The sequence below is a fragment of the Kitasatospora sp. CM 4170 genome, from assembly GCF_032110285.1.
GTDB lineage: Bacteria > Actinomycetota > Actinomycetes > Streptomycetales > Streptomycetaceae > Kitasatospora > Kitasatospora aburaviensis.
Genome location: NZ_CP134877.1, coordinates 8,042,042 through 8,061,157, shown reverse-complemented (window position 1 = coordinate 8,061,157; position 19,116 = coordinate 8,042,042). Strand labels below are relative to the sequence as shown.

Genomic DNA, 19,116 nt, shown 5'->3' with positions numbered 1-19,116 from the left:
TGTGGAGACGCCTCCACCGGCACGGCGGGCACGGGGATCGCACACGGAGGGCTCTTGCGGCGCGCGAGGGGTGGTGGTGCCGGCCCCGGCGCGGGCGCTCGGTAGCGTGAAGGCCGGCCTCTCTTCGCTCTCCACCAGTTCTCGCATACCCCCAGGGTGGCAGGTCCCCGGGCCAGGCAGCTAAAGGTGCCTGCAGGTCTTCAGCCTTCCTTCAGCAACGCCCGGGGCCGCCGCGCCGCACCAGGTCCACACCGATCACGGTGCCCGCCCCGCGGTGGGCCGCGATGCGAGTGCACATGTCCCCGATCGGGCCGAGGCCGAGCACCGCCACGCTGCCGCCGCGCGGTACCTCCGCGTACTCGACCGCCTGCCAGGTGGTGGGCAGCACGTCCGAGAGCAGCACGTACGGGTCGTCCGGCGGACTCGAAGACGTGCTCCACGTAGCGCCATGTGTCCGCGCTGTTCTTGAGCTTCCGCGTGTCCGTTCCGTCGAGCTCAAAGCCGTAGGGCAGCCTGCCGAGCCACTTCCCGCATTTCGTTGCGTGGCCTTGGTGGCGCTCAGGTTGAAGCTCAGACGCTGCGAGAACTCTCGCGCTTGCTCAGCCCGGTCGATGATCCACCGCCGGTCGCGCTCAATCGAGCTGTCCAGGCCTTCGTAGTCGAAGATGACCCTGGCCTTGCCGAGGATGGGCACGATCTCGTCCGCCCCCTTGCGAGTGAAGCGGTCCAGGAATGCGCACCACAGGATCGGCACGTCTCCGGCCAGCACGGCGGCCACAGCCTTGTCGAACTCGGGCAGCTTCACGTCCGACCAAGCCGACAGGTTGTCCACCCAGACTTCCCGGACCCGCTTCCCGTTCTTGGCCGCCCATGCCCGGCCCAGTTCCTCCTGGGTCTGCACGGACAGAAGATCGCGCGGGTCCTCCGTGCGGATCCTCTTGGACTTGCGCAGGTAGAGGTCAACCTCTTCCATGTCGGGCATCGGGACTGTGCGGTGCATCGGTCGAGTCTCCCATGTCGAACAAACCGGCAGGTCAAGAGGCATGCTCAGATGTCCACTCGACTGACCAGTACGACCTGGGCGTGGAGTACACGGGCTACGTCGAGCCCGGCGGCTACGAGCAGGTGGTGTTCCGCGGCGACCGGGCCACGCGGGAGTTCATCGCCTTCTGGCTCGCCGGCGGGCGGGTGCTGGCCGGGATGAACGTGAACGTCTGGGACGTCACCGACCCCATCCGCGAACTGGTCCGGTCCGGGCGGACGGTGGACCCGCAGGCCCTCGCCGACCCGGACGTTCCGCTCACCGACCTCTGACGGGTGGCCGCTCGCCCGACCGCCCGGCCGGTCAGTCCGTGACCAGGGCCAGGACGAAGCCGTCGTACCCCTTCTCCCCCACCGTCTGCACGGCGGTCGCGGTCAACCTCGGGTGCGCGCCGATCAGTTCGGTGAAGCGGCGGACGCCCTGCACCCGCGGGTCGGTGCTCCGTTCGTCGGTGACCGCGCCGTCGCGCACCACGTTGTCGCCGATGATCAGACTGCCGGGCCGGGTGAGCCGCAGCGCCCACTCCAGGTACGCGGGGTTGCCGGGCTTGTCGGCGTCGATGAAGACGAGGTCGAACGGCTCGGCGCCCTCGGCCTCCAGCTGCGGCAGGGTGTCCAGGGCCGGGCCGGTGCGCACCTCCACGACGTCGGCCAGCCCGGCGCGTTCGAGGTTGTCCGTGGCGACGGCGGCGCAGCGCTCGTCCGCCTCCAGGGTCACCAGGCGTCCGCCCTCGGGCAGCGCCCGGGCCAGCCAGATGGTGCTGTAGCCGCCGAGGGTGCCGATCTCCAGGATCCGGCGGGCGCCGTGCACCCGGGCGAGCAGGGACAGCAGCTTGCCCTGGTTGGGCGCGACCTGGTGCGGCGGCAGGCCGGCCGCCTCGCTGGTGGCGACGGCGGCCAGCAGGGCGGCGTCCTCCTCGACCAGCAGGCCGTTGAAGTAGCCGTCGACGGCGGTCCAGGTCTGCTGCGGGTCCGGGCGGCGGGTCTCTGCGGACACGATCGGGTTCCTTTCCGAGACTTACTGGGTTCCGATAGGGAACCTACCCGATGTCCCGCCGATCCCGCACACCGCCCCCGGGCCGGCCGCCGCTGCCCGGCCGGACGCCGGCCCGGCCAGGTCCGGCGCACGACGGCGAGGGCCCGCCCCGGGGTGGTGCGCCCGGGGCGGGCCCTCGCGGTGAGCTGCGGTCAGCTGTGGCGAGCTGTGGTGAGCTGCGCCGAGCCGGTGTCAGGAGAGCGGCGGGAAGGCCTCCGTGTCCGGCTTCAGCACCTGGCCGGGCGCGGGCACCGCCTGGTCGACCAGGTAGGAGGTGACCAGCTTGCCCAGCGCCGCGCTGCGGCCGACGGCGCAGTGCTCGACCACGTCGACGGTGACCAGCACGGCACTGCCGAGCTGGCGCTGCATCCGCTCGGCGAACTTGTACTGGGTGGCCGGGTCGTAGAGGTTGCCGATCACCATGACCGGGTTGGCGGTGCGGCGGTTCCACGGGCCGGAGTAGCGCTCGGCGTCACGCGCGGGGGCCGGCCAGCTGGCACAGGCCGGCGCGTCGAAGGCCTGGTAGCGGCCGAAGGTCGGCGACTCCTTCTCCCAGGCGCGGGCCAGGTTGGCGAACACCCGCGGGTTGGACGGGTACGGCTTGTCCTGGCAGTTGACGCCGTAGTAGGAGTCGTCGGCGCTGTACGGGGTCTCCGGCAGAGCCTCGCGCAGGGCGGACGGCACGGTCACGGCCAGCGCCTTGGCGTCGTCGCTGACGGCCTTCGGGGCGACCAGCGACGGGGCGCCCTGCTGCGCGATCGCGTCGTCCAGCGCCTGCAGCGACTTGGCCAGCGGGGCCTGCCGGCTCTGCGCGTAGAGGGCGTTGGCGACCTGACTGGTGAAGCTGGAGAGCGTCACCGTGGTGCCGTCCGCCAGGGTGACCGGGGAGGTGCGCAGGTGGTCGCGGAGCGCATCGAACCTGGCCCGGGTGTCACCCTCGCCGAAGGCGCAGCGCGGGGCGCCGGCCGCCTTGCAGCGCTTGAGGAACTCGTCCAGGGCGAGCTCGAAGCCGGCGGCGCGCTGCCGGTCGTACTCCAGGCCGTTGTGCAGCCGCAGGTTGGGGTCGACGTTGCCGTCGATGATCACCGCGCGGACCTTGTCCGGGTACATGCCGGCGTAGGTGGCGCCGATCAGGGTGCCGTAGGAGAAGCCGGCGTAGCTGAGCTGCTTGTCGCCGACGGCCCGTCGCATCCGGTCGAGGTCGCGGACGACGTTCTCGGTGGACATGTGCTCGATGAGCGGGCCGGCGTTGCGGGAGCAGGCGTCGGTGTAGTCCTCGGTGGCGTCGAGCGTGGCGTCGACCTCCGCCTTGGTGACGGGCACGCCGACCTGCCGGTCGAAGACGGCGGCGGCCTCCTCGTCGGTGGTGAAGCACTTGAGCGGGTTGCTGCGGGCGACACCGCGCGGGTCGAAGCCGACCAGGTCGAAGCGGTCCTGGACGTCCTTGCCGAAGCGGGTGGTGGTCGCCCAGAGGTAGCCGCTGCCGCCCGGGCCGCCGGGGTTGAGGAACAGCGAGCCGATCCGCTTGGCCGGGTCGGCGGCGCGGCGGCGCATCATCGCGATGCCGATCTTCTCGCCGGACGGGTGGTCGTAGTCCAGCGGCACCGGATAGACGGCGCAGTCGTAGATCCCCGGGTCCGGCTTGGTCGGGTCGGGGTTGCACGGCGTCCAGGCGACCGGCTCGACGCGGGCCTCGGCGGCCGAAGCGACCGCGCCGGGATCGGGCGCGGCGGACGCCGCGGCGGCGGTGCCGGCGACGAGGGCGAACGCGCTGGCGATCGCCAACGCCGCAGTGGACATGCGTGACACGCGGGACACGAAACCTCCTCCGGTTCTGCAAACCCGGCCAGCCTGGCAGTGCTCGTTCCGGAGGGGAAGAGCATCAGCAGCGGCGAATTCTGGCGCGTGGAGGCCGGTGTCCCGTCATTTTCGCTGCTCAACCTATGAATTGACGGTCTTTTTGCATTGGGTGACGATCCATCGCCATCTTGTCGGCGGCTCCGCCGTGGCGGACCCCCGCCACGGGCGGGGGTCTTCGAGGAGCGTCGGCGGATTTCAGGCCCGCGCCGCCGCTCCCGCCACCACTTCCGCGGTCGCTCCCACCGCCACCTCCGCCGCCGGCACCGCCTGTGCCGCGTCCGGCCGGTCGCGCTCCGCCCAACGCACCGCGGGCCCCATCGCACAGCCGGCCGCCAGGAAGATCCCGCCCAGCAGCAACCACCCGGGCGCACCCCACTCCAGCAGCAGGGTGGTGAGCAGCAACGGTCCGACGGTGCGCGCGACCGCCACGCCCGAGCCGAAGAACCCCTGGTACTGGCCGGTCTGGTGGGCGGGGGCCAGGTCGAAGCCGATCTGCCAGGAGCCGGCGGACTGCTTCATCTCACCCACCAGCTGCAGCGTCGCCGCGGCCACCATCAGCACGGCCGTCGCCCAGAGCGGAACGTCCGCCGCGGTCAGGGCGAACACCGCGCACGAGGCGAGCAGGAAGGCGCCGGCGTCGCGGACGGCGCGGGAGGCGGAACGCAGCCCGGTGACGCCGCGCGCCGTGCGGACCTGGAACGCCATCACGCCGGCGGTGTTGAGGACGAACAGGGCCGGTCCCAGCCAGCCGAGGCGCTCCGCCCGGGCCGCGATCCAGAGCGGGATCACCAGGCTGAGCAGCGGCATCCGCAGCAGCAGCACGGTGTTGACCAGGGTGACGACGGCGTAGCGCCGGTCCGAGAGCACGGCGAGCTTCCGCTCGGCCCGCGGTCCGCCGCCGGCCGGCCGCGGTTCGGCGGGCGCCGGGGCGGGGGCGGGGAGCCGGAGCAGCATCAGCCCGCTCACCACGAAGCCCACCGCCGTGACGGCGAAGGCGACCAGGTACCCCGCGCGGCTGCCGCTGCTCAGGACGACGCCGCCGAGCGCTGCACCGAGGGCGAGGCCCGCGTTGAGCGTCGACTGCAGCCGGGCCAGCAGCGCCGTCCGCTCCGCCCGCGGGACCAGGCCGGCGATCAGCGCCTGCCGGGCGGCGGTCAGGCCGGACTGCGCGGTGGCGTACAGGCTGACGGCGAGCAGGAACGGCCAGAAGGAGCGGATCGCCAGGAAGGAGGCGACCACCGTGCCGGTGGTCAGGGCGAGCAGGACGGCGGTGCCGCGCGGTCCGCGCCGGTCGGCCAGGTGGCCCAGCGGGACGCCGGCCACCGAGCCGATCGCCCAGGCGATAGCGAGGCCGACACCCAGCCGGGTGGGGGACATGCCGATCACGCGGGTGAAGTACAGCGCGGAGCAGGTGTAGTAGGCGCCGTCACCGATGGAGCCGATCAACTGGGCGACGGCCAGCGTGCGTTGCGGACCTGCGGGCGGGATGGGACGTACGGGCGACACTGGACTCCTCGATGCCGCGGCCCCCGGGGCCGACAGTTCCTCACGGGAACATTCCTCACTGGTTCCTGACTGGCAGGTTCGATCATAGGAGAGCAGTGGACCACCGGACAGGTCCAGCCAAAGCCCGAGATCATGGGCCACTTCGGCAAGTCCGACGGCCCGCGCGAGCGGGGTCCGGCGGCTGGCGCGAGCGGTGTCCGGCGGCCGGCGCGAGCGGGGTCCGGCGGCCCGCAGGAGCAGCGCCCGCAGGCCCTGCGCAAGCGTGCCCGACCGGCGCCCGCCGCACGGTCGGGCGCGGCCCGAACTGTCGTCCGCACGCGGACGGGCCGCCACCCGGACGGCGGTGGCGCAGGCACCCGGGCCCGCCCCGTGCCGTCCGTGTCCGCCCCATCCGGCCCGCCGGAGGTCCGGTCCGGCCCGAAGTGACGGTGTTGACCGGCCCCTTGCCCGCTCCTATGCTCATCCGCGTTCGCGATCCGGCACCGGGGCCGGGGCCGCCCCCCGGCCCGCCCGGCCGGAGCCGTCACCGGCTCGAAGGACTCCTCCCATCAGCACCCCCGTCGCACCCACCGACGCCCCCAGCCGCGCGGCCACGGCCGGCACGCCGCAGACCCCCTCCACTCCGGGCGCCCCCGCCTCCTCCGGCAGCGGATCCGCCGCACCGGAGTCACCGCGCCCCGGCCGGCGCCGCTTCCTGACGTACCTGCTGGCCGCGCCCACCCTCACCGTCGCCGCCCGGGCCGGCCTGGACGCCGCCGCGCCCGCCTCCGCCCGAGCCGCCGTCCCCGCCGCCACCGGCCGCACCGCCGCCGAACGGGCTTCCTCTCCACCGCAGTTGCTGGGACTGCCCGGCATCCCCGATGTCATCGACCTCGGCGACGCACTGATCCTGGCCGGCCTGCCGACCTCGCACCTGCTGGTGCTGGAGGTGACCTCCGACGGCCGCGCCGCACTGCACGTGCCGCGCCTGGAGGTCGGCCAGGGCCTCACCACCGCGATCGCCGTGCTGGTCGCCGACGAGCTCGACGCCCGGCTCGCCGACGTCGACGTCCCGCTCTCCGACGGCCGCCCGGACCTGCTCTTCAACCAGCTCACCGGCGCCTCCAACTCGGTCCGCTCGCTGTACGACCCGGTCCGGGCCGCGGCCGCCGCCGCCCGTGCCCGGCTGGTCACCGCCGCCGCCCGCCGCTGGTCGCTGCCCGCGGACAGCCTGCGCACCGCCGACTCCGCCGTCCTCGCCCCCGACGGCCGCCGGGCCAGCTACGGCGAACTCGCCGCGGACGCCGCCAAGGTGGCCGTCCCGGCCGTCCCCGCCACCCCCAAGTCCCCCGACCAGCAGCGTCTGGTGGGCCGGCCGACCGGCCGGATCGACGCCCGCGACATCGTCACCGGCAAGGCCAAGTACGCCGGCGACCTCACCGTCCCCGGCGCCGTGCCCTGCGTGGTCGCCCGCCCCACCACCCTCAACGGCACCCTCAAGTCGCTGGACGCGTCCGTCGCCCGCGCCATGCCCGGCGTCCTCGGTGTGGTCCGGATCCCCACCGGCGTCGCCGTGCTCGCCGAGACCTTCGACCAGGCGCTCAAGGCCCGCGACGCCCTGCTCACCACCTGGAACCCGGGCCCGGTCGCCGCCCTGTCCACCGCCGACATCAAGGCGAGGCTGCGCGCCGCGCACGCGCCGTTCCTCATCCCGCCGCTGCTCACCCAGTACGTGGACGCGGAGTTCGACTTCGCCTTCGTCAACCACGCGCCGATGGAGGTGCTGACGGCCGTCGCCGACGTGCGCCCCGGCCGCGCCGAACTCTGGTTCGCCGCGCAGACCCCGATCGTCGCCCAGCAGACCATCGCCGCCGAACTCGGCCTGCCGCAGGACGCCGTCACCGTCCACGTGGTGCGCGGCGGCGGCTCGTTCGGCCGCCGGCTCTTCTTCGACGCCGCCCTGGAGGCCGCCCAGGTCTCCCGGGCGGCCGGCCGCCCGGTCAAGCTGATGTGGACCCGCAACGACGACATGCGCCACGGCCGGATGCGCCCCGCCAGCCACCACCGGATCCGCGCCACCCACGCCCTCGGCCAGGTGCTCACCTACGAGCACCGGGCCGCGACGGTGGCCACCGACTTCCGGCACGGCCTCGGCGAGGCGCTCACCGCCGCCGGCTTCAACCTCTCGGTCGCCGGGCTCAGCCTCGCCCAGGCCTTCTTCCTCCTCAGCGAGAAGAACCCCTACGACGTCGGCATCCCGACCCAGCTGCTGGCCGAGGTGCCGCTGGAGGTGCCCACCGGCAGCTGGCGCTCGGTCTACTCCGGCACCGTCCGGGTCGCCGACGAGATCATGATGGACGAACTCGCCCGCCGCCTCGGCCAGGACCCGGTCGCCTTCCGCCGGGCCCGCCTGCGCGGCGCCGCCGCCCGGGCCGTGCTCGACAAGGCCGCCGAGGCGGGCCGTTGGGGCCGCCCGATGCCCCCCGGCCAGGCCCAGGGCATCGGCTACCACGACGAGCACGGCAGCCGGGTCGCCTACCTGGTCGAGCTGGACGCCACCGACCCGAAGCAGCCGCGAGTCACCCGCGCGGTGGTCGCCGCCGACGTCGGCCGGGTGGTCAACCCCCGGGGCCTGGAAGCCCAGTTGACCGGCGCACTGATCGACGGCATCTCGGTCGTGCTGCAGGCCGGCATCCACATCGACCACGGCGCCGTCCGTGAGGGCAGCTACGCCGACTTCCGCTACGCCCGGCAGCGGCAGAGCCCGCCGTCGGTCGAGATCCACCTGCTGCCGCCGACCGGATCACCGGGAGGTGCAGGGGAGTTGGGCGTCCCGGCCGCCTCCGCCGCGGTCGCCAACGCCTACGCCCGCGCGACCGGCACCAGCCCGCGCTCCTTCCCGATCGACTTCTGAAGGGCCCCGACCTCCCCATGCCCAGCCACACCTTCGTCCTCAACGGGCAGCCGGTCACCGTCGAGGCCCCGGACGACATGCCCCTGCTCTGGGTCCTGCGCGACAAGCTCGGCGTCACCGGCCCCAAGTACGGCTGCGGGGTGGGCGTCTGCCGCGCCTGCACCAGCCACCTGGACGGCGCGGAGTTCCAGCCCTGCACGGTGGCGGTCAAGGACTGCGCCGGCCGGCAGGTCACCACCATCGAGGGCCTCGCCGACGGCGACACCCTGCACCCCGTCCAGGAGGCCTGGCTCGCCTGTGACGTCGCCCAGTGCGGCTTCTGCCAGCCGGGCCAGATCATGACCGCGGTCGCCCTGCTCCGCCGCAACCCGGCCCCGACCGACGCCGATATCGACCAGATCCAGAACATCTGCCGCTGTGGCACCTACCCCCGGATCCGCGAGGCCATCAAGCAGGCGGCCACCCGGACGGCGTAGGACGCACCGTCCGGGGCGCCGGGCGGGGCCGCCCCGGGCCTCCGGGTGGCGCGCCCCGCTCCGGCCGTCGGGCGGCCGGAGCGGGGCGGGCCGTCGAGTCCGACTCCCGCCAGGACCGCGACCGGTGGACCGGCTCCGCGTGCGGGCCGGGCCCGGTCGGGTGTCGGCCGCGGGCCGGGCCCGGTCGGGTGTCGGCCGCGGGCCGGTGAGCGGGTGTCAGCCGGCCGCCTTGCGGAGCTTCTCCAACTGGCGCGCGACCACCTCCTGCGGCACCTTCACCGCCGGGCCGCCCTTGCCACCGCCCGACAGACTGCCCGGGGCGAACACGGCGACCACCGCCCCCTGGCGGACGACCGTCACCTCCTGCGTGTTGCCGCCGTAGGCCAGGGTGTAGGAGACCGCCTCGTCCCCGAGGGCGGGCACCGGCAGCGCCGCGACCGTGGCCGGCCTGGGGACGCCGCCCTCGTAGTGGGTACAGCTCTTCAACGCGGTCTTCAGCGCCGACAGCACCTGCTTCGCACCGTCGCCGTCGAAGCCGTTGAGGAGGATGCCGACGCCGGCGCCGGGGCTGCCCGCGTCGGCCGACATCACGCTGCCGGCGGCCTTGGCCGAGGCCGCCGGCCTGATCTTCCCGGTACGGATGTTCTCCACCGGCTGGCAGTCCTGCGGGGTGGTGGGGAGCGGCTCGCTCTTGCCGGTCTCGGCGGGCCACTCCATCGCGGTGTAGCCGGGCAGGTCGCCGGTGGCGAGGACGGCGGCCTTGAGCTGCGCCGCGTCGAGCACCCTCGCGGGCGCGGGCGGTTGCGCGCCGGCGGGCGGTTGCGCGCCGGCGGGCGCGGCCGACGCAGATCCGGGAGCAGCGGCCGCAGCCGTCGCCGGCGGGCTGCCTGCGGCCGCCTTGCCGTCGGCCGTCCCCGAGCTCCCGCACGCCGTGGCCATCAGGGCCGCCGACAAGCCGAGCGCCAGCCGGACCACGCGGTTGCCTCGCATCAGTTCTCTCCGTCCAGGTCACATAGTGCCGCCGACCACCAGGGGGCCGGTCGGCGACATCCGGGCGAGGACATGCTGGCAAAGGGGCGGACGACATTCAGCCAATCAGTCTGATTGGCCAATGAACTGATGCATTGTCACAAGAATGTCCGATTTCGGCGCCGCTGATGGCAAGCCCGTTCGATCTCGGCGCCCCGCGCCGACGCGCCCGGTCGGGCGCCGAGCGGGCGCCGCGTGAGCCCCGGGGCGAGCCCCGACGAAGGACCTCCTACCACTTGCCCTGCGGGTCCCGACCGAAGAACGCGGCCAGCCGGTCGTAGAGCGGAGCGTCCTCGGCGACGGCCACCTCCGGACCGAAGGCGTGGTTCTCCTCCTCGCTCCCCCGGAACTCCGGGCGCAGCGCGGCCCGGGCCCAGGCCAGCGAGGCCCGGGCCGCCTCGTGGTCCAGGCCCTCGGTGGACTGGCCGGTGGCGTGCGCGAGGTCCCAGCCGTGGACGGCGAACTCGGCGATCTGCTGGTCCAGTGGGAAGCGGGCCGGCACCTCGGCACCGCCCGGCAGCTCGATCACCCCGTCCAGGTCACCCGCGCCGCGCCAGGCGGCGACCAGCTCCTCGGCACCGGCCTCGAAGACGTGCAGCCAGTCGTCCTCGATCCGCTCGAAGGACAGCGACCAGTCCGGGTTGCCGCCGTTCGCCCGGACGGTGAACTGGCGCAGATCGAAGACGAGGTGGCTGATGAGGTCGCCGACGTCCCAGGACCGGCACGGCGTGGGGTGGCCGGCCAGCTCGGTGCCGACGCCGTCGATCAGACCGGCGGTCTGCGCGAGGGCCCGGGCGAGCAGCTCGATCGGGTCGGAGCTCGGGTTCCCGCTTCCGGTCATGGGAGGCGCCTCTCGGTGGTTCGGTCAGGTGAGCGGACCGGCCGATCGTAAACGGGCGCACCGACAACCGGCCCGGCGCAACACCGCGCCGGGCCGGTCGAGTCATCCGCCCTTCGGCCGGGTGACGCACGCGTCGTTCGACCGGTCGCGCGCCGGCCGGTCGCGTCTCCCCACTCGGGGCGCGTGCCGGCCGGTCGCGCACCCCGCGCGGGTCGCGCGCCGGCCCGGGTGCCCGGGCCGGCGCGGTGGTGCGCCCGCGGCAGCCGGGTCAGGCCACGACGCCGCCGTCCACGGCGATCTCGGCACCCGTGATGTACCGGCCGTCCTCACCCGCGAGGTGGGCGACGGTCGCGGCGACGTCCGCGGCGGAGCCGAACTCCCCGAGGGCGGTCAGCCCGCGCTGGAAGTCGGCTCCGGGGCCGTCCGCCGGGTTCATGTCGGTGTCGATCGGCCCCGGGTGGATCACGTTGACGGTGATGCCGCGCGGGCCGAGCTCGCGGGCCAGCCCCTTGGTGAGCCCGACCGTCGCGGCCTTGCTCGCCGCGTACAGCGTGGCGCCGGCGAAGGCGACGCGGTTCGCGAGGCAGCTGCCGATGGTGATGATGCGGCCGCCCTCGCCGAGGTGGGCCACGGCGGCCTGGGCGAAGAGGTACGGGGCCCGGACGTTGACCTCCAGCACCCGGTCCACGTCCTCCAGCGCCACGTCCTCGATCGGGCCGACCGCACCGACGCCGGCGTTGTTCACCAGGATGTCGAGCCGACCGAAGCGCTCGGCCACGGCCGCCACCACGTTGCGGACCTCCTGCGGGTCGGCGCTGTCCGCGCGGACCGCCCAGCCGCGCCGGCCCATCGCCGTGATCTTCTGCGCGATCTCCTCGGCCCGCTCGGCGCTGCCCAGGTAGGTCACCACGACATCGGCGCCGTCCTCGGCGAGCCGCAGCGCCGTCGCCGCGCCCATCCCCCGGCTGCCGCCGGTCACCAGGGCCACCTTGCCGTCGAGCTTCGCGAGCTTGGTCATCGTCATATCGTTCGAACTCCTCGTCTCGTTCTCGGACATGACTCGATCCTCGGCCTTGGCGCCCCGCGGATCCGGCGGTATTCGGACATCGAGTTCAACGTTCAACAATCCGGTGAGCACCCTCCTCCCCACCGGTCACCGGACGGCAGTACGAGCCCATCGCCGGCCGTCCGAGACGACGTCAGCACCGGGCGCGCGGCGCTCGACCCGTCCGGCCACCGCGCCGAAGCCGGATCGACGCGGGCGGCGAAGCGGCCCTCCGCGGGCGAGCCCGCGACGCGCAGGGCACGCGACACGCAGAGCCCGCCGGGTGCGCAGAGCCCGCCGGGTGCGCCGGAGCGGCCACCCCCTCCGGGAGGGGCGGCCGCTCGGTGCGGGCGGGCGAGCCGTCAGAGGCTCAGGGCCTGGCCCGGGAAGATGAGGTCGGGGTCGGCGCCGATCGTCCTGGTGTTCTTGGCGTACAGGGTGGCGGTGTCCGTGCCGAACTTGGCCGCGATGTCGCTCAGGGTGTCACCGCTCTTGACGGTGTAGCTGCCGGCCGACGGGGCGTTGGTGCCCGGGCCGGCGGGCTTCGCCTTGGCCGCGTCCTGCGGCTTGGCCGGCCGGGAGTCGAACTTCTGCGGCGCCGGCTTCTGGGCGGGCTTGGCCGGCTGCGGCGCGGCCTTCTGCGGCACCGACTTCTGGGCGGGCTTGGCCGGCTGCGGCGCGGCCTTCTGCGGGGCCGGCTGCTGGGCGGGCTTGGCCGCCGGGGCCGAGGTGTCGACGGCGGCCGGGGCGCCGCCCTTGCTCAGGCCGGCCTTCTTCGAGCAGACGGGCCAGGCGCCCGGGCCCTGCGAGGCCAGGACCTTCTCGGCGACCGAGATCTGCTGCGCCCTGGTCGCCTGGTTGGCCTGCGGCGCGTACGCGGTGCCGCCGTACGCGGCCCAGGTGGACGGGGTGAACTGCAGTCCGCCGTAGAAGCCGTTGCCGGTGCTGATGCTCCAGTTGCCCCCGCTCTCGCACTGGGCGACGGCGTCCCAGGCCGAGGTGGGCGCGGCGGAGGCCGAGGTGGCCGTGACGAGGCCGGCCACCGGAAGGGCCGCGACGGCCCCTCCGACCAGCGCGAGTCGGGCACGGCTGCGGCGCTTCCCGGCGGTGGTGTCGGTGGTGTTGGTGGTGGTGGCAGCGGCGTTCTCGTGACGGAGATCCACGAAAGTCCTCTCGGCAAACCCCGGGCAGGCAGGCGGAACCAGACCCTCGGCAGGGCCTGTCGCGCTCACCTCGCTCGATGGGCGGCCACGCACGTGTCCGACGTGCCGTGCCGCCCCGGCCACCCCCGCTCGCCGACGGCCTGTTGGAGCCGGCCACGTCGGTAGGCACCGCCCTCGCGCCGGGGGTCAGTCGGCGGGCTGTGCATCGGGGGTGAACCCGGGTGGTGCTCGTTGCACCGCCAATGAAGCTAAGGGCCCTCCCGGCACGGCTTCAAGCAGTTCTTAGAGGTCCCAGGTCAGTTGACCGTTACCGGCGGTACGGATCATGAAACCCCATCCGAAATGGATGGGTTTGACCGTACTTTCAAGATCAAATGGTCAATTTCCGTGCCCTCGCTCACATCTGTCCATTCGTCGGATCCACCAATCCGTCAACCCAGAGCGAGCGAGATGTGACGACCCGTCACCAATTTCATCGGAGTTCCCGGTTCCGCGCGACCGCGAAGTGACCTGCGCCACATCGGTGACTCACCGTGTCCATGCCGTGCGCACTGCGTAGTACACCACCAGTCCGTATCCGACGCAGTAGGTGACCCGGCGCACCCGCGGCGAGAGCCGCGCCCCGAGCGAAACGCCCACCGCCGCGAGCAGTTGTTGCCACGTCAGCGAGGCGGCCAGGACGCCCGCCACGAAGGCGGCCCCGGTCGCGGCGCCGTACGAGCCACCGGACAGGGCGCCGCCGCCGCCGCCCGTGACCAGGGCGGCGAAGTAGAGCGCGGTGGTCGGGTTCACGGCCGTCAGGGCCGCGAACCGCAGGAAGACCCGGCCGGGCCCGGCGGGGGCCACGACGGCCGCCCCGGCGTCCCTCGGACCCGCCGGCGGGTCCGCCGCCGGCTCGCGGCGCAGCCCCAGCAGTCCCCGGACCGCCACCAGCACCAGCACCACCGCCGCAGCGGCCCGAGCCCACCCCTCCCACCCCGAGAGAATCGATGCGAGCCGCGAACCGAGCGCGGTGGCGAGCGCCGCGTAGGCCATGTCGACGAAAGCCACCGCACACGCCGCACTCACCGCCGCCGCGCGCCCGCGCCGCCCCTCCTCCAGCAGCAGCACCCCGACCGCCCCCAGCGGCACCGCCACGCCCAACCCCGCTCCGACGCCCGCCAGCGCCGCCGTGCCCATCCCGTTCACCATGGGCGCCACGGTCGCGCACCGGCCACGGGAAGCACGGCCTGATTCCGGCCCACACCGCGATAATCGCGGTATGGACGACCTCGACAGAGAAATCCTCGGCGAACTGCGCGCGGATGCGCGGATCTCCTACCGCGACCTCGGGGCCCGGGTGGGCCTGAGCGCCAACGCGGCCGCCGACCGCGTCCGCCGGCTGCTCCGCACCGGCGTGATCCGCGGCTTCACTACGCTGGTCGACCCGCGCGCCGACGCCACCCGACCGGGCCTGACCGTCTTCATCGACGTCCGGCTGCGCCCGGACGTGGACAGCGATGACTTCGAGGCGCTCGCCCTGCGGCTGCCCGGCGTCACCGAGACCGCCCACGTCACGGGCGAGTACGACTACGTGCTGCGGGCCCGGGTCACCGACGCCGCCGGGCTCGACCAACTGCTGCGCCGGCTCAAGCACGAGGCGGGCGTCGCCCACTCCAACACCCGCATCGCCCTGCGGATCGCCTCGCGCTGAGCCGTCGGCGAGGACCGAAGGCCGGAGCCGGGGCCGGAGCTACGGCCGGAGCCGGGCCGGAGCCGGGGCCCCTCACACCCCGCCGCCCAGCCCGGCGTCCCGCGCCAGCAGCGCCGCCTGCACCCGGTTCTCACAGCCGAGCTTGGCCAGGATCCGGCTCACGTACGTCTTCACCGTCGCCTCACTCATGTGGATCCGGGCTCCGGCGTCCGCGTTGGACAGCCCCTCGCCCAGCAGCGCCAGGACCTCCAGCTCCCGCTCGGTCAGCACCTCCAGCCGCCGCCGGGCCGCCGCACCGCGCGCCACGGCCGGGCCGCTGCGGCCGCCGGCCAGCGAGTCCACGATGTGCCGGGTGGCGGCGGGCGAGAGGAAGGCGTTCCCGGTGGCCGCCGCCCGGACGGCCTGGATCAGCTCCGCCGGCGCGGTGTCCTTGAGCAGGAAGCCGGCGCCGCCCTCGGTCACGGCGCGCAGGACGTTGTCGCGCTCCCCGAAGGTGGTGAGGATCAGGGCCCGCGCGCCGGGGACCGCCCGGCGCAGTTCGCCGAGCGCGGTGAGGCCGTCCATCACCGGCATCTGGATGTCCAGCAGGACGACGTCCACCCGGTGCGCCAGTGCGAGGTCCACGGCCTGCCGGCCGTCGGCGGCCTCGGCGACCACGTCGATGTCGTCGGCGGAGGACAGGATCATCCTGATCCCGGCCCGGATGAGTGGCTCGTCGTCGGCGACGAGGACTCGGATCACGGCTGGTCATCCCCCTCGGTGGTGCGGATCGCACTGCTCGGCACCATCCTCACATCTCCCGGATCGCCGCCTCGCCCGCCCTCCCCGCACCACCCCGCACCACCCCGGCGACGCTCCGGCGTCCATGAACCAGAGCCCCGAAACCGCCTTGAGGCCGCATCGACCGGTGATCGACAATCAGCCACCGCAGTACTCGGAAGTCCGACCTCGAAGGAGTCCTCCCATGATGCTCGACCGTGACCCCGTGTACGGCGAAGTGGACCTCAGGGCGTCGGCAGAAGAGCTGAGCCGGCTGGCCGACGCCGTCGCTCAGGGCGCCGGGCTGCTCGCGGCCACGGGCGCGCCGAACGGCGACGCCCTCGCGGGGGTGGAGGTCAGGACGACCTCAGGCCCCGGAGTGCTCCTCCAGTACGACTCCGAGCGGCATCTGCTCGTGATCAGCGGTGACGCCGCCGCGCGAGCGGTGCTCGCGGAGAACCTGCGCGGCATGGCCTGCGCCGAGGACGGAGGCCATCTCCACGTCGAGTACTTCCCGGATCACTTCTACCTCGCCGAGGGCTCGCTGCCGCTGGTGGTCAACAGCCCCCATGGCGGCATGCCGAGGCGCTGAGTGCGGAGCCACCGCGGTCGGCGTTCGAGGCGCGACGACCGCAGCCGGCCCCCGTCCGGTGACGCCCTGGGTCACTCGGTCGGGAAGTGCTGCTTCTCCACCAGGACGCCGTCCTTGAAGCAGAACCGGATCACGCTGTCGTCACCCCAGTTCCCGTTCGATTCGGCGGCGATGAAGTGGCGGCAGTGGGAACCGGCGGGCGGGGTCGGGCCGAGGCGCTCGTAGTCCTTGGTGAAGAAGCCGTTCCCCGAGGGCAGCCGGTGCAGGACGTCGGCCTCTGCGCTCCCGACCTCGATGGAGTCGTAGAGCGAGCCCTTCACACTCGACTCGTCGAAGGCCTGGATGAAGGCGATCGCCCCCCAGACCAGCAGGCCCAGCACGGTGAGCACGACGAGCACCCCGCCCACCGCGCAGCCGATCGCGGGACTGCGCCGACGCTGCTCCCCCGAGCCACCGCCCACGGGCGGCAGCCCGTCCACTATCCAGTCCTCGACGCCGACCGCCCCACCCGCGGCTGCCGGGCCGGCGCCCGACCCGTCGCCGGCGCCGCCCGACCCGTCGTACGGCAGCAGGGCGGCGAGCCGGAAGCCCGCCTCCGCGGTCGGCCCGGCGTGCACCATGCCGCCGACCAGCCGGGCCCGCTCGCGCAGGCCGGTCAGCCCCTGGCCGCCGCTGACCACCGCCGTGCCGCCGCCCACCCGCGCGCCGACCGGCTCGGGCGCGGGCGGGTTGGCGACCTCCACCACCAGGGCGTCCGGCTCGTAGCGCAGGGCGACGGTGATCGGGGCGCCGGGCGCGTGCTTGTGCGCATTGGTGAGCGCCTCCTGGACGATCCGGTACGCGGCCTGGCCGACGCTGGCGGTCAGCTCACGCCGCTCACCGTCCTGGCCGAGGGCCACGTCCGTGCCGGCCGCGCGGGAGGACTCGACCAGCTCCGCGATCCCCTCCACGCCACCGCGGCCCGCACAGCCGAGCCCCGGGCCGGGGCCCTGCGCGGTCGGCACGGCGGTGGACTCGTCGTGCAGCACGCCGACCACGTCGCGCAGCTCCCGCATCGCGGCGACGGCCGCCAGCCGCAGCACGCCGACCGCCTCCCGCTGCCGGTCGGTGAGAGTGCGGTCGACTTCGAGCGCGCCGGAGTGGACGGAGATCAGGGCGAGCTGGTGGCCGAGGCTGTCGTGCATGTCCTGGGCGATCCGGTGCCGCTCGCGCAGCCGGGCCTGGTGGGCCACCATGGCGCGCTCGCGCAGCAGTTGCTCGTTGCGCTCGCGCAGCGCGTCCGTCAGCGCCCGGCGCTGCGCCCGGTAGCGGCCCCAGAGTCCGGGCAGCACCGCGAGCAGCAGGTAGGCGCCCAGCGAGAGCCCGGCCAGCGCCTTGAGCGGCACCGAGCCGGCGTCCTTGACGATGCCGGTGCCGGCGATCAGCAGGAATCCGGCGGTGAACGAGCCGATCAGCACGCCGACCCGCTTGATCCGGGCACCGGCCGACCAGCCGGCGCAGACCAGCAGCGGCAGCGGTCCGGCGCCCGCACCGGCCACCGCCGCGGTCAGCACCAGGACGGTCGAGGGCAGGCCGCGCCGGAGCAGGAAGAGCAGCGCGACGACGGGCCCGAAGGCCAGGTAGTACTCGGTCCTGCCGGCGTAGTCCAGGAGCGTCGCGAGGGCGCCCAGCACCAACGCGCAGCCGACCTCGCGCACCACCAGCCCGATCCGCCAGGGACCGGGGAGTGCCGTCCGTACCGCCTTCGACCAGGCCCTTACCAGTGCATCCACCCGTCGAGGCTAGCGAAGCGGTCAGCCCGGGCGCCTCCACCCTTCGTCGCGACCGACCCCCGACGAAAGTCGCGTGCAGGATCGCCCGGGCCCGGTCCGGCGGCGTCGTCCCTCTCCCGCCTCCCGCCGCGCCCGCGCGGACGCGTGATCCGGTCGATCCGGCCGACACCGTGCCGCGGTCTGACCACTTCCTGTCGACCGGCCCCGGAGGAGAATCCTCCGCTCGTTGGTGGACGCAGGATTGAACCCGTCGGGCCCGACACCGAGCACATCCCTGGAACAACTTCCTTTGACAACAAGGAGAATCAACCCATGCGCAAGCCCTGGGCCCTTCGCGCCGCCACCCTCACCGCCGGTGCAGGCGCCGCCCTCGCCCTGACCGTCGGCTCCGCCGGTGCCGCCACCGCGCCGACCACCGTCAAGCTCGGCGACACCGGCCCGGCCGTCACCTGCATCCAGCAGGCGCTGAACTACTCGATCAGTTCCGGCCTCGCGGTCAGCGGCAGCTACGACCAGGCCACCGCCGACGCCGTCGCCAAGTTCCAGCCGCTGAACCACGTGTTCATCAAGAACAGCCAGCTGCCGGCGACCGGCATCGTCGACGCCGCCACCGGGGACAAGCTCTACCAGACCGTGTGGTACGACTTCATGCTCGTCAACCCCGGGGACAACACCGGCCGGAGGGCCTGGATCAGCGGCAGCTGCCCCACCCTGATCCCCCGCCTCCCCCGCTGACCGGCGGATCGCCCGTAGGTCCGCAAGCCATCCCCGCATCCCGCGGGGAGGGCTCGATGCGTCCGCCCCCGGCGAGGAGTCGCGTCCCCCACACGTTCACAAGTTGTCAACTTGCGGTCAAGCAGCCCCGGAAGAGAACCCTCCGCTCGTTGGTGGACGCAGGATTGAACCCGTCGGGCCCGACACCGAGCACAACCTTGAGACGACTCACGAGGAGAATCTACTTATGCGCAAGCCCTGGGCCCTTCGCGCCGCCACCCTCACCGCCGGTGCAGGCGCCGCCCTCGCCCTGACCGTCGGCTCCGCCGGCGCCGCCACCGCGCCGACCACCGTCAAGCTCGGCGACACCGGCCCGGCCGTCACCTGCATCCAGCAGGCGCTGAACTACTCGTTCAATTCGGGCCTGGCGGTCAGCGGCAGCTACGACCAGGCCACCGCCGACGCCGTCGCCAAGTTCCAGCCGCTCCGCTACGACGACCTCAACCAGCTGCCGGCGACCGGCATCGTCGACGCCGCCACCGGGAACAAGCTCTACTGGACCGTGTGGTACGACTTCATGCTCCTCAACCGAGGGGACAACACCGCTCGGAGGGACTGGCTCGTCAGCAGCTGCCCCACCCTGATCCCCCGCCTCCCCCGCTGACCGGCGGATCGCCCGTAGGTCCGTGAGCCCTC

General features: G+C 73.7%; 16 protein-coding genes and 2 pseudogenes. 7 read left to right on the top strand and 11 right to left on the bottom strand.

Features of this window, described 5'->3' with window-relative positions; translation table 11 throughout:
* Nucleotides 1-238 precede the first annotated feature (238 nt).
* A pseudogene (locus tag RMN57_RS33520) lies at nt 239-421 on the bottom strand (glutathione-dependent formaldehyde dehydrogenase); the annotation flags it as partial.
* Between the two features lie 641 nt (nt 422-1,062).
* Between RMN57_RS33520 and RMN57_RS33510 the strand changes: the two are divergent.
* A pseudogene (locus RMN57_RS33510) lies at nt 1,063-1,314 on the top strand (oxidoreductase C-terminal domain-containing protein); the annotation flags it as partial.
* A 31-nt stretch (nt 1,315-1,345) separates the two neighbouring features.
* On the opposite strand, the gene RMN57_RS33505 reads toward RMN57_RS33510, so the two are convergent.
* From RMN57_RS33505 to RMN57_RS33495, 3 genes are all read right to left on the bottom strand, one after another.
* Nucleotides 1,346-2,038 (bottom strand): O-methyltransferase, encoded by a 693-nt coding sequence (locus RMN57_RS33505; protein ID WP_313767049.1) that lies wholly within the window; start codon nt 2,036-2,038, stop codon nt 1,346-1,348.
* A 231-nt stretch (nt 2,039-2,269) separates the two neighbouring features.
* Entirely contained in the window at nt 2,270-3,862 is a 1,593-nt protein-coding gene (locus RMN57_RS33500) for an alpha/beta hydrolase (protein WP_313767048.1), read from the bottom strand.
* Nucleotides 3,863-4,132: 270 nt separating this feature from the next.
* Nucleotides 4,133-5,443: an MFS transporter gene (locus RMN57_RS33495; RefSeq protein WP_313767047.1), complete on the bottom strand. Its 1,311-nt coding sequence runs from the start codon at nt 5,441-5,443 to the stop codon at nt 4,133-4,135.
* An 835-nt stretch (nt 5,444-6,278) separates the two neighbouring features.
* Here RMN57_RS33495 and RMN57_RS33490 point away from each other — a divergent pair.
* Both RMN57_RS33490 and RMN57_RS33485 read left to right on the top strand, forming a co-directional pair.
* The gene (locus RMN57_RS33490; RefSeq protein WP_313767046.1) at nt 6,279-8,336 is read left to right on the top strand and encodes a molybdopterin cofactor-binding domain-containing protein; all 2,058 of its coding nucleotides are present in this window, start codon (nt 6,279-6,281) and stop codon (nt 8,334-8,336) included.
* Nucleotides 8,337-8,353: 17 nt separating this feature from the next.
* Nucleotides 8,354-8,812, top strand: coding sequence for a 2Fe-2S iron-sulfur cluster-binding protein (locus tag RMN57_RS33485; protein WP_313767045.1), 459 nt, complete (start codon nt 8,354-8,356; stop codon nt 8,810-8,812).
* A gap of 216 nt (nt 8,813-9,028) precedes the next feature.
* Here the strand turns inward: RMN57_RS33485 and RMN57_RS33480 are convergent, their stop codons facing one another.
* The 5 genes from RMN57_RS33480 to RMN57_RS33460 form a co-directional block, all read right to left on the bottom strand.
* Nucleotides 9,029-9,802 carry a hypothetical protein gene (locus RMN57_RS33480; protein ID WP_313767044.1) on the bottom strand — a complete coding sequence of 258 codons (774 nt, stop codon included), beginning with the start codon at nt 9,800-9,802 and terminating at the stop codon, nt 9,029-9,031.
* Nucleotides 9,803-10,070: 268 nt separating this feature from the next.
* Entirely contained in the window at nt 10,071-10,682 is a 612-nt protein-coding gene (locus RMN57_RS33475) for a TIGR03086 family metal-binding protein (protein WP_313767043.1), read from the bottom strand.
* A 268-nt stretch (nt 10,683-10,950) separates the two neighbouring features.
* Nucleotides 10,951-11,706 (bottom strand): SDR family NAD(P)-dependent oxidoreductase, encoded by a 756-nt coding sequence (locus RMN57_RS33470; protein ID WP_396327973.1) that lies wholly within the window; start codon nt 11,704-11,706, stop codon nt 10,951-10,953.
* A gap of 383 nt (nt 11,707-12,089) precedes the next feature.
* Complete coding sequence (locus RMN57_RS33465; protein WP_313767042.1) at nt 12,090-12,890, bottom strand: transglycosylase family protein; 801 nt, start codon at nt 12,888-12,890, stop codon at nt 12,090-12,092.
* Nucleotides 12,891-13,418: 528 nt separating this feature from the next.
* Complete coding sequence (locus RMN57_RS33460; protein ID WP_313767041.1) at nt 13,419-14,081, bottom strand: lysine transporter LysE; 663 nt, start codon at nt 14,079-14,081, stop codon at nt 13,419-13,421.
* A gap of 70 nt (nt 14,082-14,151) precedes the next feature.
* Between RMN57_RS33460 and RMN57_RS33455 the strand changes: the two genes are divergently transcribed.
* A complete protein-coding gene (locus RMN57_RS33455; protein ID WP_313767040.1) occupies nt 14,152-14,583 on the top strand; it encodes an Lrp/AsnC family transcriptional regulator in 432 nt (143 codons plus the stop codon).
* Nucleotides 14,584-14,655: 72 nt separating this feature from the next.
* Here the strand turns inward: RMN57_RS33455 and RMN57_RS33450 are convergent, their stop codons facing one another.
* Nucleotides 14,656-15,324 carry a response regulator transcription factor gene (locus tag RMN57_RS33450; protein ID WP_313767039.1) on the bottom strand — a complete coding sequence of 223 codons (669 nt, stop codon included), beginning with the start codon at nt 15,322-15,324 and terminating at the stop codon, nt 14,656-14,658.
* Between the two features lie 223 nt (nt 15,325-15,547).
* On the opposite strand from RMN57_RS33450, the gene RMN57_RS33445 reads away from it, so the two are divergent.
* Nucleotides 15,548-15,934 carry a hypothetical protein gene (locus RMN57_RS33445; RefSeq protein ID WP_313767038.1) on the top strand — a complete coding sequence of 129 codons (387 nt, stop codon included), beginning with the start codon at nt 15,548-15,550 and terminating at the stop codon, nt 15,932-15,934.
* 71 nt (nt 15,935-16,005) lie between these two features.
* Here RMN57_RS33445 and RMN57_RS33440 read toward each other — a convergent pair whose 3' ends face one another.
* Complete coding sequence (locus RMN57_RS33440) at nt 16,006-17,706, bottom strand: histidine kinase (RefSeq protein ID WP_313767037.1); 1,701 nt, start codon at nt 17,704-17,706, stop codon at nt 16,006-16,008.
* A gap of 312 nt (nt 17,707-18,018) precedes the next feature.
* Between RMN57_RS33440 and RMN57_RS33435 the strand changes: the two genes are divergently transcribed.
* Nucleotides 18,019-18,441: a peptidoglycan-binding domain-containing protein gene (locus RMN57_RS33435; protein WP_313767036.1), complete on the top strand. Its 423-nt coding sequence runs from the start codon at nt 18,019-18,021 to the stop codon at nt 18,439-18,441.
* A 226-nt stretch (nt 18,442-18,667) separates the two neighbouring features.
* Entirely contained in the window at nt 18,668-19,084 is a 417-nt protein-coding gene (locus RMN57_RS33430; RefSeq protein WP_313767035.1) for a peptidoglycan-binding domain-containing protein, read from the top strand.
* Nucleotides 19,085-19,116 lie beyond the last annotated feature (32 nt).

Bases quoted from the DNA above. Each gene is read 5' to 3' on its own strand.
- RMN57_RS33485 (WP_313767045.1), top strand. From the start codon at position 8,354: ATGCCCAGCCACACCTTCGTCCTCAACGGGCAGCCGGTCACCGTCGAG.
- RMN57_RS33480 (WP_313767044.1), bottom strand. From the start codon at position 9,802: ATGCGAGGCAACCGCGTGGTCCGGCTGGCGCTCGGCTTGTCGGCGGCC.
- RMN57_RS33475 (WP_313767043.1), bottom strand. From the start codon at position 10,682: ATGACCGGAAGCGGGAACCCGAGCTCCGACCCGATCGAGCTGCTCGCC.
- RMN57_RS33470 (WP_396327973.1), bottom strand. From the start codon at position 11,706: ATGACGATGACCAAGCTCGCGAAGCTCGACGGCAAGGTGGCCCTGGTG.
- RMN57_RS33460 (WP_313767041.1), bottom strand. From the start codon at position 14,081: ATGGTGAACGGGATGGGCACGGCGGCGCTGGCGGGCGTCGGAGCGGGG.
- RMN57_RS33455 (WP_313767040.1), top strand. From the start codon at position 14,152: ATGGACGACCTCGACAGAGAAATCCTCGGCGAACTGCGCGCGGATGCG.
- RMN57_RS33445 (WP_313767038.1), top strand. From the start codon at position 15,548: ATGATGCTCGACCGTGACCCCGTGTACGGCGAAGTGGACCTCAGGGCG.
- RMN57_RS33435 (WP_313767036.1), top strand. From the start codon at position 18,019: ATGCGCAAGCCCTGGGCCCTTCGCGCCGCCACCCTCACCGCCGGTGCA.
- RMN57_RS33430 (WP_313767035.1), top strand. From the start codon at position 18,668: ATGCGCAAGCCCTGGGCCCTTCGCGCCGCCACCCTCACCGCCGGTGCA.